The organism is Mesorhizobium sp. HAY1-8B (assembly GCF_056868045.1).
This window is the reverse complement of sequence record NZ_CP200321.1, coordinates 242,633-257,311: the sequence shown is the minus strand read 5'-3', so window position 1 is coordinate 257,311 and position 14,679 is coordinate 242,633. Positions and strand designations below refer to the sequence as shown.

The following is a 14,679-nucleotide window of genomic DNA, read 5'->3' as shown; positions in this document are numbered from 1 at the left end:
CAAGACCAAAAGAGGATGGAACAGCATGAAGAAACTTAGCCGACGCCTGACATTGACATTGGCGCTGGGCGGCGCGCTTGCGGCTTCGGCGGCAGCGTTCGCCGTCGCCGCGGACAAGGACCTGATCGTGTTCGACTGGTCCGGTTACGAGGACCCGAGCTTCCACCCGAAATATGTCGAGAAGAACGGCGATTCGCCGACCTTCGCCTTCTTCGGCGACGAGGACGAGGCTTTCGAGAAGGTCCGTTCCGGCTTCAAGGCCGATCTCGGTCACCCCTGCTCGCAGAGCGTGACGAAGTGGCGCGAAGCCGGGCTGCTGCAACCGCTCGATACCTCGAAGATCACGGGCTGGAAAGACCTCAATCCCGGCATCATGGCGATGAAAAATCTCGCCACTACCGATGATGGCAAGGCATGGTTCATGCCGTGGGACTGGGGCAACACGCAGCTCACCTACAATTCCTCCAAGATCGACGCCAAGGACGTGCAGTCGCTGAAGGCGTTCGCCGATCCGAAGTTCAAGGGCCGGGTGTCGATCGGCGACAATGTCGACGATGCCTATGCGCTGGCGAGCCTGGCCATCGGCCTGCGGGACTGGACCAAGATGACGGACGACCAGTTCAAGCAGGCGTCCGACTTCCTGCGCCAGGTGCACAAGAACGTCCGCTCCTACTGGACCGATACCACTGACATCGTGCAGCTGCTGAGCGGCGGCGAGGTCGACCTAGCCTGGGCCTGGAACGACGCGACGGTGCAGTCCGTCAAGGCAGGCGTGCCGATCAAGTCCGTAAAGGATACCAACGAAGGCATCTCGACCTGGGTCTGCGGCTATGTGCTGTTCAAGGATGCGCCCGGCAACATCGACAAGGCCTATGATTACCTGAACGCTGTCAACGATCCGGAGACCGCCAAGGTGCTGGTCAAGGACTGGGGCTATGGCCAGGCCAATGCCAAGGGCATGGCCGGCGTCGATCCTGCGATCCTGAAGGAAAAAGGCTATGACGACGTGCAGAAATTCGTCGACAAGACGCTGTTCCAGTCGCCGCTGCCGTCCGATCTCAAGCTGAAGATGATCGCTGAATTCGAGAAGATCAAAGCCGGGTACTGAGCTCGTTCCACGGTCCGTCCGCTGCCGCCTCGGTGCAGCGGACGACCCTCGCCAAAGCAGATGATTTCTCCTAACCTCGCGGCAGCTTTTTCGCCAAGGGGGAGTTTCACATGACGCCAATGCTACGCCGCCTTGCACTTGCCGCCGCCTGCATGATCGGCGCCGGCGGGGTCTATGCCTGGGCGGAAGGCGGCGGCGATCTCGTGGTGTTCGACTGGTCCGGCTACGAGGACCCGCTGCTGCATCCGGCCTACACCGCCAAACACGGCGCCGAGCCTACCTTCGCCTTCTTTGGCGACGAGGATGAAGCCTTCGAGAAGATGCGGGCAGGCTTCAAGGCCGATATCGCGCATCCCTGTTCGCAAAGCGTGGCGAAGTGGCGCGATGCGGGGCTGTTGCAGCCGCTCGATACATCCCGGATTGCCGGCTGGAAGGACCTCAATCCCGGCATCATGGCGATGAAGAACCTCGCCACCACCGAGGACGGCAAGGCCTGGTTCATGCCGTTCGACTGGGGCAATACGGCATTGCTCTACCGCACAGACAATGTGACGGCCGAGCAGGCGCAGTCGCTGCGGATCCTGGCCGACCCGAAATTCAAGGGCCGCGTCACCATCGGCGACAATGTCGACGACGCCTACGCGCTGGCGAGCCTGGTGATCGGCCTCAAGGACTGGACCAAGATGACCGACGCGCAATTCAAGGAGGCATCCGATTTCCTGCGCCAGGTGCACAAGAACATCCGTCTCTACTGGACCGACTCGAGCGATATCGACCAGGCCTTTTCCGGCAATGAGGTCGACCTCGCCTGGGGCTGGGGCCAGACACTGATCGCCATGAACGGGCAAGGCGTTCCCGTCGCCATGAACCGCGATACCAAGGAAGGCATGTCGACCTGGGTGTGCGGCTACGTGCTGATGAAGGACGCGCCGGGCAAGCTCGACCAGGCCTATGATTTCCTGAATGCGGTCAACGCGCCCGATATTTCGAAATACATGGTCACGACATTCGGCTACGGCCATGGCAACAGCGCCGGCATGGCCGCGATCGACCACAAGGTGCTGGCCGAGCGCGGCTTCGACGACATCGACAAGTTCCTCGACAAGACGCTGTTCCAGCAGCCGGTCGCGCCTGATCTGAAGAAGCGCATGGTCGACGAATTCGAGAAGATCAAGGCGGGCTATTGACGAGCGAACTGGAAAGAACCGACGTCGTCGTCGTCGGTGCCGGCTTCACCGGCCTGTCGGCTGCGCTTGAGTTGAAGCAGGCCGGCATAGGCTTCCTGCTGCTCGAAGCGCGCGACCGTGCCGGTGGACGGGTCGAGGCGGTCCGCAACGGACTTGGCGAGCGCATCGACAGCGGCGGCCAGTTCCTGTGCGAGGACATGCCGGAAGTGATGGCGCTTGCGAAGGCACGCGGCAAGACGTTCGTCACCACCTATGTCGAGGGCGATTTCATCACCCATCCGTCGATGCCGGCCAAGGAGGCCAAGCAGACCTATCATGGTGCGATGGCGATCCGCGAGCGCATGAACGGCATCGAGCCGGGCGATCCTTCGATAGAAGGCATGAGTGTCGCGACCTGGCTGGAACGCCAGCGTGATCCCACCGATGCCAAGACGGCCTTCCGCTCGATGATCGAAGGCCTGTGGTGCCTGCCGATGGACAAGGTGCCGCTCTGGTACCTGATCGACAATGACCGGCGCATCACCAACGAAGTGCCCGAACTGCAGTATTCCCTGCGCGAGACCATGCAGTCGCTGGCCGAGGATCTTTCTGGCGATCTCGGCGACCGGGTGCGGCTGAACGAACCGGTCACGCGCATCGAGCATGGGCCGCAAGGCGTTCGTGTCGTCACGGGCAATGGCGCGATCGAAGCGCGACACGTGCTGGTCGCGTTCCCGCCGGCGAGGTCCGCGAAGCTCGATTTCGCACCACCCTTGCCGACGAGACTCGCGACGGCGCTTGGCGTCTGGGAAAGCGGCGCGGTGATCAAGATCCTGGTGCGCTATCCCAAACCATTCTGGCGCGAGCAAGGTTTGAGCGGCATGGTGATGTGGCGCGACCTGCCCGGGCTGTTCGCCTGCGATGCCAGCAAGGATGCGGAGCATGCCGCGCTCGTCGTCTTCATCGGCGGACCTCTCGCGCTGCGCTGGCGGGGGCTGAGCGAAACGGCACTTCGTGCGGAAGTGACGGCACGATTGCAGGAAGCGCTCGGTCCGGATGCCGGCGATATCCTTGATTTCAGTTCGCGCGATTGGATACACGATCGCTGGAGTGGCGGCGCCTATAGCGACCTCATCGTCGACGTGACGGCCAGGGATGCCGAGCGGACGATTCTTGCGGGTGCGCCGCCGGTGCATTTCGCCGCTTCGGAACTGTCGCCGTCATTCCCCGGCTATGTCGAAGGCGGGATCGTCGCCGGGCGCATCGCGGCCGGAAAGATAATCGCCGAGCTTGTTGGCTGAGCATGATCCTTTCCGCTATTGGGGATGATACTTCAATCCCCCATCGCCACCAGCGCTTCCGGATCGTAGGCGAGACGGATCGGGGTGCCGACGGGAATGTCGTCGGCACCGAAATCGTTGGTCTCGGTCACCGATAGCGGCTTTTCCAGTCCGGGTATCTCGACGATCAGATGGGTGATCTCGCCGAAATAGTGGCGTTCGACCACCTTGCCGGCGACCTCGAATTTTGCCGTCGCATTGTCCCACAAAACACGCAGGCGCTCGGGCCTTATGCCGAGCGTAGCGGCGCCGCCATTGCGCACGAAAGTCTTCGGCTTGTCAGTCTTGACGCGACCGAAGCCCAGCGTGTCGACGACCAGCGAGGCACCGTTCTCCTCGACGATCTCGGCCTTGACGAAGTTCATGCCGCCGAGGAAGTCGGCGACCTGGCGGTTGACCGGACGCTGGTAGATTTCCTTGGGCGAGGCGACCTGCGCGATCCTGCCGCCGAACATGACGGCGATCCGGTCGGACATGGCGAGCGCTTCGTACTGGTCGTGGGTGACCAGCACGAAGGTGATGCCGACTGCCTGCTGCAGGCGGCGCAGTTCGACCTGCATCTGCTCGCGCAGCTTCTTGTCGAGCGCCGACAGCGGCTCGTCGAGCAGCAGCACCTTGGGCCGCATCACCAGTGCGCGGGCAAGCGCCACGCGCTGGCGCTGGCCGCCTGACAGTTCGGTGGCCAGCCGCTTGCCAAGGCCGGTCAGCGAAACCTGCGCCAATGCCTCCTCGACGCGGCGCTTCTCTTCGCCGCCCTGCAATTTCAGCCGCTTCAGCCCATAGGCGACATTCTGCTCGACATTGAGGTGCGGGAAGATCGCATAGCTCTGGAACACCATGTTGGTCGGCCGTCGGTTGGCCGGGATGCCTTCCATCGGCTGGCCGCCGACCGCGATCGAACCGCTGGTCGGGTTGTCGAAGCCGGCGATCATGCGCAAAAGCGTGGTCTTGCCGCAGCCGGACGGCCCGAGCAGCGAGAAGAATTCGCCCTCCCGGATGGTCAGGGAGGCATCGTCCAGCGCCTTGAACGATCCATAGTTGCGGGTGACGTTGCGGATCTCGATCATTGCCCGATCGGACTGGGCCCGATCGGATTGGAGGCGCTCGATCTGCGGCTGTTCAGGCATAGAGGCCTCCCTCGTTCTGGGTGCGTCTGGCCGCGCGGCGGCGCAGGATTTCGGCAACTGTCATCAACAGGAAAGAAGCAACGAGCAGCAGCGTGCCCAGCGCCAGCACGCCTGGCAGTTTCGAGGCGAAGCGCAACTGGCCCCAGATGTAGATCGGCAGCGTCGCTTCGGTGCCGGTCAGGAAGAAGGCGATGATGAATTCGTCGAGCGAGATGGTGAAGCAGACGAGCAGGCTCGAGATGATGGCCGGCGCCACCATCGGCAGCGTCACCCGCCGGAAGGTGCCGAAGGCGCTTTCGCCGAGGTCGGCGGAGGCTTCCTCCAGGCTGCGGTCAAAGCCTTCGAAACCGGAGGTCAGCACCGTCATCGAATAGGGGATGCAGACCAGCACATGGCCGAGCACGACGGTGAACAGCGACAGGCTCAAGCCCAGTTGCAGCATCACCAGCAGCATGGAGATGGCGACGATCACCTCGGGCAGCACCAGCGGCGCCATGATCAGGCCGTTGATGGTGCGGCGACCGGGATAGCGGTAGCGGGTGATCGAGCGGGCGGCGAGGATGCCGAGCACCGTGGCGAGAACCGATGCGCAGACACCGACTTTGAGGCTGTTCCAGGCGGCGTCGAGCAGGGCCGGCGTGTGCGGCAGGTCCGCATACCATTGCAGGGTGAAGCCGGTGAGCGGGAATTTCGGCGTAGGTGCGGTGTTGATCGAGAAGATCGGCAGGAAGATGACGGGCAGATAGAGGAAGACGATATAGAGGAACGCATAGACGGACAGCCAGCCGCCCGAAAGGAAACGCCGTGCCCTCATCGTGCCAGCCTCTGCAAGGCGCGGATGATCAGCACCGTGGCGCCGGCCATCAAGGTGACGATCAGCATGGTGGTGACGGAAAGGGCGGCACCAAGCGGCCAGTTGGCGGCCTTGCCGAACTGCGCCTGAATGGCATTGGCGATCATGACGCCGTCCTTGCCGCCGACGAGCTTCGGCGTGACGTAGTCGCCAACGGTCGGGATCATGACGATCAGCGCCGCCGAGATGACGCCTGGCGCCGACAGCGGCAAGGTCACGCGCAGGAACGAACGCAAGGGGCCATCGCCAAGATCGGTGGCCGCTTCGACCAGCGTGCGGTCGACCTTCTCCAGCGAGACGAAGATCGGCAGGATGGCGAAGGCCGCCCAGGCGTGGGTAAGCGTGATGATGACGGCGCTCGAATTGTAGAGCAGGGCCGTCGAAGGCTCGTCGATGATGCCGAGGCCCATCAGGCCGGAATTCAGGACCCCATTGTAGCCGAGGATGACCTTCCAGGACATGACGCGCAGGAGATAGCTGGTCCAGAACGGGATGGTGATGAGAAACAGCCACAGGCTCTTGTGACGGCCGCCATGGAAGGAAATGAAATAGGCGATCGGGTAGGCGAGGATGACGGTGAACAGGCTCACCGTCAGCGAGATGTAGAGCGAGCGCAACAACAGATCCCGGTAGATCGGTTCGGTCAGCGCGACGCGATAGTTTTCCAGCGTGAAGGTGCGGTCGATGGTCAGGTAATGCTGCGTCCAGAAGGAATGGGCGATGACCACCAGGATCGGTAGGACCAGCAGGATGAGCGCGTAGAGAAAGGTCGGGCTGATCAAGGCAAAGCCCTGTACCGGCTCGGACTGCAGAAGGGCATTTCGTCTGGCCCGCGTCATGCGCAGCGGGGGCGACCCTTCCGCAGCCGCCGTCATTGCCAGGCTCCCGGGGGCAGGGTTCCGGGCGTGATTTCGGTTGCTGGCCTGGACTGTTCCGCCATGCGGCATCCCATTGTGCTGGCGCCGACTTGTTGTTCCCCTTGCCGGCTTTCTTTCATCATGCCCGTATCCGCGGATTGAAATCAAGCGCTATTTCTGCAATATTGATTGAACGGACATTCAGAATGAAGCCAAGAAAGCCAGGATTTTCGGCATTTGACGCTGAATTGCATGCCCGAGAAGAAATCGACGAGATGATGTGGAGGCGATCATGGCGGCTGCGAGAGATCTAAGGGCGACCGAGACGGCCGAGGCCGGCGGCGACGATGCCATCGAACTGGCCAAGCACCATCTCATCCAGCCCTGGCCTTATGCCGGTTCCGTCGGTGCGGAAGCACGCGCGCTGATCGGCGAGGGCGACGGCATCTACATCACCGACAACACCGGCAAGCGGCTGATCGACGGTCCGGCCGGCATGTGGTGCGTCAATGTCGGCCACCGCCGCGAGGAACTGGCGAAGGTGATGTACGACCAGGCGATGGCGTTGTCCTACAACACGCCCTGGTACACGATGAACGCGCCATCGGCGGAGCTTGCCATGCGCATCGCCGGCCATGCGCCGGGCGATCTCAGCCATGTCTTCTACACCACTGGCGGCTCTTCGGCCGTGGAGACGGCACTGCGCTTCATGCAGTTCTATAACAATGTGCGCGGTCGCCCGGAAAAGAAGCTGATCCTCTCGCGCGGCGGTGCCTATCACGGCTCGACCTATCTGTCGGCCTCGCTCAACGGCCGCCCGCGCGACCGCGACTGGATGGATGGTGCCGACGAGCTGGTGATCAAGCTGTCCTCGCCCGATCCGTTCCGCCGTCCGCAAGGCATGAGCCTTGCCGCTTTCACCGATTTCCTCGTCGACCAGTTCCGCGACACGGTCGCCCGTGTCGGCGCCGACAGAATAGGCGCCTTCGTCGGCGAGCCGGTGCAGGCCTCCGGCGGCGTCGTCGTGCCGCCCGATGGCTATCTCGGACGCATCCGCGAGATCTGCCGCGACAACGACATCCTCTATGTCTCCGACGAGGTGGTGACGGGCTTTGGCCGGCTTGGCCATGTCTTCGCCTCGGGCGACGTGTTCGGCATCGACCCCGACATGATCACCTTCGCCAAGGGCGTCACCTCGGGCTATTTTCCGCTCGGTGGCGTCATCATCTCGGAACGGCTGCTTGAAGAACTGCGCCGCTCGAACCATCCCGATGCGATGTTCGGCCACGGCCTGACCTACACCAGCCATCCCGTCGGTTGCGCCGTGGCGCTGAAGAACCTCGACCTGCTGGAAGAAAGCGTGCTTGCGCACACGCAGGCGGTTGCCCCTTATTTCCAGGCGCAGCTGAAGACGCTGGAAGAATTGCCGTTGGTCGGCGAGGTGCGCGGCGTGGGGCTGATGGGCTGCGTCGAATGCGTCGCCGACCGCGACAGCAAGGACCCGCTGCAACTTGACAAGGATGTCGGCAAACGCATCGACGCCCATTGCCATGAGCTTGGCCTGCTGGTGCGTCCGCTGATCAACATGTGCGTGATGTCGCCGCCGCTGATCATCACGCGCGAGCAGATCGACGATATGGTCGAAATCCTGCGCGAAGGCATTTCACGCACGATGGATGACTTGCGTCGGGAAGGCGTGTGGCAGGGGTAAGGCTGACCTTCTCCCCTTTTCACGGGCGTGAACGTCTGTTGGACCATCCGGGCCCAGCAGTGCAACGCGCCCCGCGCTCCAAATTGTGCGACCCGACCAGCACGGTGAAGCCGTGCGTAACCAGGTCCTTCCCGATCTGAAGGCCGATGCCCTGGTTGGCCCGGTGACCAGGGCGACGGGTTTGTCCTGCATGGTGATCTCCTCCGGTCTTCCGGATCTATGCAGCGGCGCGTTCGCCGGCAGGCCGGCGGCGCAGATCGGCTTGCAGGATCGCCGGCGGGTTGTAGTTGGCCTCATTCAGTCCGACATCGGTTCCCGGCGGGACGATCTGATCGATCCGATCCAGAACGTCGTCGCCGAGGCGAACCTCGGCGCCGGCGAGCAGATCGTCGAGATGCTGCATTGTGCGCGGTCCAAGAATGGCCGATGTCACGCTCCGATGAGCCATCACGAAAGCCATCGCCATGTGGGTGAGTGACAGTTCGGCTTCGTTCGCCAACGGGATGAGTTGCTCGACCGCATCCAGGCTGCGCTCATCCGACATTTGCCTGGGCATGTATTTTACCCGCAGGCTGTCGGGCATCTTCTGCCCCTTGCGGTAACGCCCGGTGAGCATGCCTTTCGACAATGGACTCCAGACCATCGCTCCCATTCCATGTCGCTCGCAGGTGGGAAGCACGTCGCGCTCGATGCCGCGATCGAGGATCGAATAGGGCGGCTGTTCCGTGCGGAAACGGGCTAGCCCGTGCCGCTCGGCGACCCATTGGGCCTCGACGATCTCGGAGGCCGGGAAGGTCGAGGATCCGATCGCCCGCACCTTGCCGGCGCGCATCAGATCGGTGAGCGCGGAAAGCGTTTCCTCGATGTCTGTGTCCGGTGCTGGCCGATGGATAAGGTAGAGATCGATATGGTCCGTTTGCAGACGGCGCAGCGACGCCTCCACAGCCTGCATGATCCAGCGTCGTGAATTGCCCTGGCTGTTCGCGTCTTCCCCCATGGGGCCCATTCACCTTGGTGGTCAGCACGATGTTGTCGCGCCGGCCCTTCAGCGCCTTGCCGACGATCTCCTCCGACTCGCCGCGGCTATACCGGTCGGCGGTGTCGATAAAGTTGATGCCGTGATCCAGGGCCTTGTGGATTATGCGGATGCAATCGTCGTGGTCGGGATTGCCCAGTCCGCCGAACATCATCGCGCCCAGGCAGTAAGGGCTGACCTTGATGCCGGTCCGTCCCAGTGTGCGGTAGTGCATAACGTTCTCCTTGGTGCAGGGTTGTGGCCAGCACTGCCTTGCTGTGCTATTCAGCCTAAGCGGAACAGTATTCCGTTTTATACGGAACAATGTTCCGTTTTGTAAGCGGGTGTGCCGTGAACGACCAGACAGACGATTCGGATGGTGGCCTGGAGCCTCAGGCTCGCGCCGACCGGCGCGTGCGCGCCGACGCTCGGCGCAATCTCGAAACGCTGCTCCAGACGGCCATGGCGGTGTTTGCGAGCTCCGGCGTGGATGCGCCGGTGCGCGAGATCGCGGAAAGGGCGGGCGTCGGCGTCGGCACCGTCTATCGGCACTTTCCGCAGCGCTCCGACCTGATCGCCGCCGTCTTCCGCCGCGAGATCGATGCCTGCGCGGACGCAGCATCGATCCTGTCGGCCGGCCACGGACCCTTCGATGCGCTGGCGAACTGGATGCAGCGATACGCGGCCTTCGTCGCGGCCAAGCGCGGGCTCGCCAAGGCCCTGCATTCAGGAGATCCGGCCTTCGACAGTCTGCCGGGTTACTTCGACCAGAGGTTGCGGCCTGCCCTGCGCACGCTTCTGAAGACCGCGACCGACGCCGGCGAAATTCGTGCCGATGTCGATGCCGACGAGCTTCTGGGCGCGGTGGCGAGCCTGTGCATGTCGGCCCACAATGCCGGAAGCGGCCGCGCGGAGCGCATGGTCGCTCTCCTCGTCGACGGGCTGCGCCACGGCGCGAAGTCGTCGTAGCGGGGCCGCACCAGCATCGCTCGGCCCGGTTTGAAGCGAGCCACATTTGCCCGCACGGGGTCCGGTTGCGCCTCGCCTGGAGCAATTCCAGGAAAAGTGTGAAACGGCTTTCGGTCCGGAATTGCGTAAAAACAAATAGCCAGAGCGGTTCGCCGTTTCCGTGAAATAGTGAACTGCTCTAGGACCGCGACCTGAGCGCGTCGTTCAGATTCCACATGTCCTTCTCCTCGGGCGCGGTCTCGAGGCCCAGCACCGGCAGCATCTTGCGCAGATGGTCGTGGTGGGTCCGCACACCGTATTCGAGGTCTGAGAGATAAAAGCCCTCAAAGGCTTCGGAGAGCATGGATTCGTTCGACCACACGGACAGTTGCACATCTTCCGACATGGTGTCGCGGTCGATGCGGAAGGACAGGTACCTGGCGGCGGCCTGCTCGCGGCTTTCGTCACGGTAACGGTAGATGGCGCCGCGCAGCAGGGTCTGACCCGTCGACAGCGGAAACTCCTGATAGAACTGCACGGATTCCGGCATCACCGAAATGACCGCATTGGGGAAAATGCCGTAGTAGACCCATGCCTTCTTCAGATAGTCCGGCAAGTGCGTCGGCTCAGGCGCGATCTTGACGTAGTTCCTGACGCTCCAGCGGCGGCCGGCATGCGGGTTGTAGGTGGCGAAGGATCGCGACACGCCGTTGATGAAGGGCTCATCGAAATAGGTCGCGCCATAGAGATCCTGCAAGGCGGGATGCGCCATGGCGACGTGATAGCCCTCATTGTCGACATCGCGCACCGACTTCCAGTTGACCGGGGTCTTCTGGGTCCAGATGCCCCAGGACGGCACCATGTCGGCGGCATTGTAGTGCGCGAATTCGGGTTCGATCGGCTTCATCAGTTCGGCGACCGAAGGCTGCGGGCCGCCATTGCGGAAGCGGATGAAAATGAAGCCCATCCAGATTTCGAGATCGAGCTGCATCAGGCCGAACTCGGTCTTGTCGAGGTCGGGGAAGGAGCGCGGGCGCGCGGCGCCGCGTAGTGTGCCGTCGAGATTGTAGACCCAGCCATGGAACGGGCACACCAGCGCGTTCTTGCAATTGCCCTGGCTGTCAGCGACGACGCGGCTGCCGCGATGGCGGCACATGTTGTTGAAGCCGCGCACGACGCCGTCCTTGCCGCGCACGATGAGGGCACGTTCGCCGACCACGTCCATGGTCAGGTAATCGCCGGCGTTCGGGATGTCGGAAACATGGCCGACGATCTGCCAGTGGTTGCGGAAAACATGCTCCTTCTCGAGTTCGAGAAGGGCATCGGAATGGTAACTCCAGCCCGGTAGTCCCCGCCGGTCCCAATCGTTGGGGATCGCCACGTCACGGAGGTGCGGGTTCATAAAACGTCTCTTCTTTTTGTTGAATAATCATTCAATAAAATCATATTTTGCATTGAAATGCAATGGCTTGTGAAAATACGAAGGATTCTGAGGCGAGACTTGGGCGTCGCCTTCGGCTGAATTCGATATGGCTGCTGCCCAGGAAAATCGCGGAGAATCCGGGTGTTAGCCTCGGTTCCGAGACGCCGTTTCAGCACGATTTCCCGAGGCGCGGAAACCGAAGGGCAAGACGCCTGGCCGGAGGCAAAAAGCGCGCCGCGCCCCGGCCGATCTGCTGTTCGGCAGGCGCTGGGGCCGGGATCGCGTGTGGGACTTGAGGTTCGCTTGCCTCGGCCAAATTCGAGCTGGGATGACCGATTCTGCCCGATTTTGCCCGAAACTTCTGTTTCGGCCTGGTTACATTTCCAGGTCTACACCACGTTCATGCTGTTACAAAGCGCGAGTAAGTTCGTTTCATCATCAAAAAGAAACGCAACGAAGGGGAAGGCAATGCATGCGAAAGTCAAGATCATCAGCGGCGAGCACCGCCTCCAGGCTCCAGAGCGCGCTGACCGCCGCCCGAAACTGGCGCTGCGCCAACGCGCCAGCGACCACCCGATGGCTATGTTCATGGGGCTGGCTGCTTGCGCCTTCGTCGGCATGGCGCTTACGCCGACAGTCGGGCCGGCCTTCGCTTCGTTGAACCCGCCGGCCAACGTCGTTGACGGCGCGCCGACGACAATCAAGACCGCGCGCCTGCCGATGCCGACGCTCGATTTCGCCTGCAAGGGACAGGCCTGGGGCGCCGAGAGCGTGGATTGCCTGCGTGCTATCGCCGAGCAGTCCGGCACGCACAAGGCTCGCGCGATCCGCATGATCGCCAATGCCGCACCGCTGACCAAAACGCCAAACATTTTCTGATTTCCGTCGAAGCGTGATCCCGAAACCGGTTCCCATTTCGGGATCACGCTCTGACCTCCCCGAGCGCTCCCTCCAGCGCTCTCTTCGGCTCCCGCCGCGCAGTCGGCCGGGAGCCTCTTTTTACCCTTTCGCCGCCGCCTGCTCGGCAATCGTTGAAAGCACGCTGCGCACGTCCAGCGTGCTGAACGGCTTTTCCAGGATCTGCGGCCGCTGCTGCGCCGGCAAGGCCTCGATTTCCGCCTTGGCGCCGATCAGATCGCCGGTGACCAGCACGAAACGTCGTGCGAGGTCAGGCCTCTCCGCAAGCAGTTCGCGGTAGATCGCAATGCCCGATGTGCCGGGCATGCGCAGGTCCGAAAAGACGATGTCCGGCGGCATATGGCCGCTCAAGGTGGCGGTGCCCGATACCCAGACAGGCGCGATCCGCGACTTGATGCCCATCAGTTCGAGAATGTCCGACAGCGAGCCGGCGACGTCAGGTTCGTCGTCGATGATCAAGGCATGGCGCAGGCCGCTCGAGCGTGGCTGCGTCTCGCCGGCGGCGGCGATGCCCGTCGAGATGGCCGGTAGATGGACGACGAAACGCGCGCCTCTGGGCACAACTTCCTCGAACCAGACATTGCCATTGTGCCGTTCGATGATCGATTTCGAGATCGACAGGCCAATGCCGGTGCCCACGCCGACGGGCTTGGTGGTGAAATAGGATTCGAAGATGCGGTTGCGGATCGCCTCGGGAATGCCGGGCCCGTTGTCCTCGACCGAAAAGCCGGGATTGCCGCGATCGGTACGGAATGTCCGCACCTTGATCAGCCGGTCGCCGGCAATGCCGGCAAGCGCATGCTGGCTGTTGATCAAGAAGTTGGCAGCCACCTGCGTCACGTGGTCGGCGTCCGCCATGGCCAGCAGCGGGCCGGGCGCGAAATCGGTATCGATGATGATGCCGCTCGAGCGGGCGCCATAGGCTGTCACCTCCAGGGCGGCGCGGATCACCTGGTTGAGATCGGTCTCGGTCTGCGCCGCCGGATGCAGGCGCACCATGGAGAGGAAGCTCTTGACGATGCGGCCGCAGCGCTCGGCGGCGGCGCGGACCTTCTCGGCACGGACCTTGGTCTGTGGATCGGTGGCGAATTCATGCAGCAGTGTCGATTGCGCGACCACCACGGCCAGTGGGTTGTTGAGCTCGTGCGAAACACCCGCGAGCAGCGAGCCCATCGCCGCCATCTTCTCGTTCTGGTGCAGTTTCTCGCGCTGCCGGTTGATCTCTTCCTCGGCGCGTAGCCGGTCGCGCAAATCGCGGATCGAGCCGAAGATCAGGCGGCGGTCGGCCACCCGCATCTCGGTCGCCGTCAGTTCGATCGGAAACACCTCGCCCGCGGCATTCTGCGTCACGGTCTCGAGCCGCTGGCCAACCATGGGGGCGCCGCGGCCCGACATGTAATCGGCGCCCGAGGAATAGCCCTTGCGGTAGTATACGGGCACGACGGTGTCGAGCAGGTCCTTGCCGAGGATGTCGCTGCGCCGGAAGCCGAACATCTTTTCGGCGGCAGGATTGAATTCGATGATCGATCCGGCCTCGTCGATGACGATAATGGCGTCGAGCGAGGCCTGTAGCATGGTTCGCCGGATGACTTCGCTGGCATGGGCGTCGGAGGGCGAGTGTTCGATGGCGTCGCCGATGGCGAGCGCGATGATGTGCAGCGTCGCCTCTTCCTCATCGGTCCACTCGCGCTCGCCGACGCAGTCATTGACGGCCAGCGTGCCCCACAGATGACCATGCGCGAAGACCGACACCGACAGGAACGACTTGATGCTCTGCTTTTCGAAATCGGTTCTCAGGAAGCCTTCGAGATTGCGCGTGTGCCCGGCGAAGATCTTGCCTTGCCGTTCGTCCTCGGCTACCCGCTCCAACAGCGGATCGGAGTTGACGATCGACTGCATGATGACGGTCGGCGAGGCCAGTTCTCCACCGAAGTCGGGGTCGATCCAATAGGCGGACACCGACTGGGCAAAACCCTGTCCAGGCAGCTCACGCAAGCGGAACAGGATGCCGCGCTGGCATTCGATGGCCCGGCACAGCGTTTCCAATATCCCGACCATTTCGCGCTGCCAGTCGCCGGCCTCGCGTAGCCGACGAACGACGCGCACGGCCGCCATCGCCGCGCCCTGCCTGAATCCCTGCATATCCGTGCTTGTTGCTTCGCCCGTCATTGTCAGCCGTTATTCCAAGGTCATTGCCAATTCGATCGGCCCAA

Annotated in this window: 11 protein-coding genes and 1 pseudogene; 6 read left to right on the top strand and 6 right to left on the bottom strand. The window is 62.8% G+C overall.

Annotated features, from left to right (window positions below):
- Positions 1-25: 25 nt before the first annotated feature.
- The 3 genes from AC1VON_RS01235 to AC1VON_RS01225 all read left to right on the top strand — a co-directional run bounded on the left by AC1VON_RS01235 (position 26) and on the right by AC1VON_RS01225 (position 3,575).
- Positions 26-1,108, top strand: a complete 1,083-nt coding sequence (locus AC1VON_RS01235) for an ABC transporter substrate-binding protein (RefSeq protein ID WP_483120090.1) — start codon at positions 26-28, stop codon at positions 1,106-1,108.
- Between the two features lie 110 nt (positions 1,109-1,218).
- On the top strand, positions 1,219-2,295 hold the full coding sequence (locus tag AC1VON_RS01230) for an extracellular solute-binding protein (protein ID WP_172348262.1): 1,077 nt from the start codon (positions 1,219-1,221) through the stop codon (positions 2,293-2,295).
- Complete coding sequence (locus AC1VON_RS01225; protein WP_483120089.1) at positions 2,292-3,575, top strand: flavin monoamine oxidase family protein; 1,284 nt, start codon at positions 2,292-2,294, stop codon at positions 3,573-3,575. The genes AC1VON_RS01230 and AC1VON_RS01225 overlap by 4 nt, the downstream gene beginning before the upstream one ends.
- A gap of 32 nt (positions 3,576-3,607) precedes the next feature.
- Here AC1VON_RS01225 and AC1VON_RS01220 read toward each other — a convergent pair whose 3' ends face one another.
- Genes AC1VON_RS01220 through AC1VON_RS01210 form a run of 3 tightly spaced genes read right to left on the bottom strand, consistent with a single transcriptional unit; the run spans position 3,608 to position 6,469 of the window.
- Positions 3,608-4,681, bottom strand: coding sequence for an ABC transporter ATP-binding protein (locus AC1VON_RS01220; protein ID WP_483126255.1), 1,074 nt, complete (start codon positions 4,679-4,681; stop codon positions 3,608-3,610).
- A gap of 52 nt (positions 4,682-4,733) precedes the next feature.
- A complete protein-coding gene (locus tag AC1VON_RS01215) occupies positions 4,734-5,555 on the bottom strand; it encodes an ABC transporter permease (protein ID WP_140772657.1) in 822 nt (273 codons plus the stop codon).
- On the bottom strand, positions 5,552-6,469 hold the full coding sequence (locus AC1VON_RS01210) for an ABC transporter permease (RefSeq protein WP_172348264.1): 918 nt from the start codon (positions 6,467-6,469) through the stop codon (positions 5,552-5,554). The genes AC1VON_RS01215 and AC1VON_RS01210 overlap by 4 nt, the downstream gene beginning before the upstream one ends.
- A 274-nt stretch (positions 6,470-6,743) precedes the next feature.
- Between AC1VON_RS01210 and AC1VON_RS01205 the strand changes: the two genes are divergently transcribed.
- Positions 6,744-8,162 carry an aminotransferase gene (locus AC1VON_RS01205; RefSeq protein WP_483120088.1) on the top strand — a complete coding sequence of 473 codons (1,419 nt, stop codon included), beginning with the start codon at positions 6,744-6,746 and terminating at the stop codon, positions 8,160-8,162.
- 217 nt (positions 8,163-8,379) lie between these two features.
- On the opposite strand, the pseudogene AC1VON_RS01200 reads toward AC1VON_RS01205, so the two are convergent.
- Positions 8,380-9,412 (bottom strand): annotated as a pseudogene (locus AC1VON_RS01200) (aldo/keto reductase).
- A 116-nt stretch (positions 9,413-9,528) separates the two neighbouring features.
- On the opposite strand from AC1VON_RS01200, the gene AC1VON_RS01195 reads away from it, so the two are divergent.
- Positions 9,529-10,146: a TetR/AcrR family transcriptional regulator gene (locus AC1VON_RS01195; protein WP_483120086.1), complete on the top strand. Its 618-nt coding sequence runs from the start codon at positions 9,529-9,531 to the stop codon at positions 10,144-10,146.
- Between the two features lie 178 nt (positions 10,147-10,324).
- On the opposite strand, the gene AC1VON_RS01190 is transcribed toward AC1VON_RS01195, so the two are convergent.
- Positions 10,325-11,527 (bottom strand): aromatic ring-hydroxylating oxygenase subunit alpha, encoded by a 1,203-nt coding sequence (locus AC1VON_RS01190; RefSeq protein WP_056575872.1) that lies wholly within the window; start codon positions 11,525-11,527, stop codon positions 10,325-10,327.
- Between the two features lie 489 nt (positions 11,528-12,016).
- Between AC1VON_RS01190 and AC1VON_RS01185 the strand changes: the two genes are divergently transcribed.
- Positions 12,017-12,427, top strand: coding sequence for a hypothetical protein (locus AC1VON_RS01185; protein ID WP_483126254.1), 411 nt, complete (start codon positions 12,017-12,019; stop codon positions 12,425-12,427).
- Positions 12,428-12,547: 120 nt separating this feature from the next.
- Here the strand turns inward: AC1VON_RS01185 and AC1VON_RS01180 are convergent, their stop codons facing one another.
- Positions 12,548-14,635, bottom strand: a complete 2,088-nt coding sequence (locus AC1VON_RS01180; protein WP_172348268.1) for an ATP-binding protein — start codon at positions 14,633-14,635, stop codon at positions 12,548-12,550.
- Positions 14,636-14,679 lie beyond the last annotated feature (44 nt).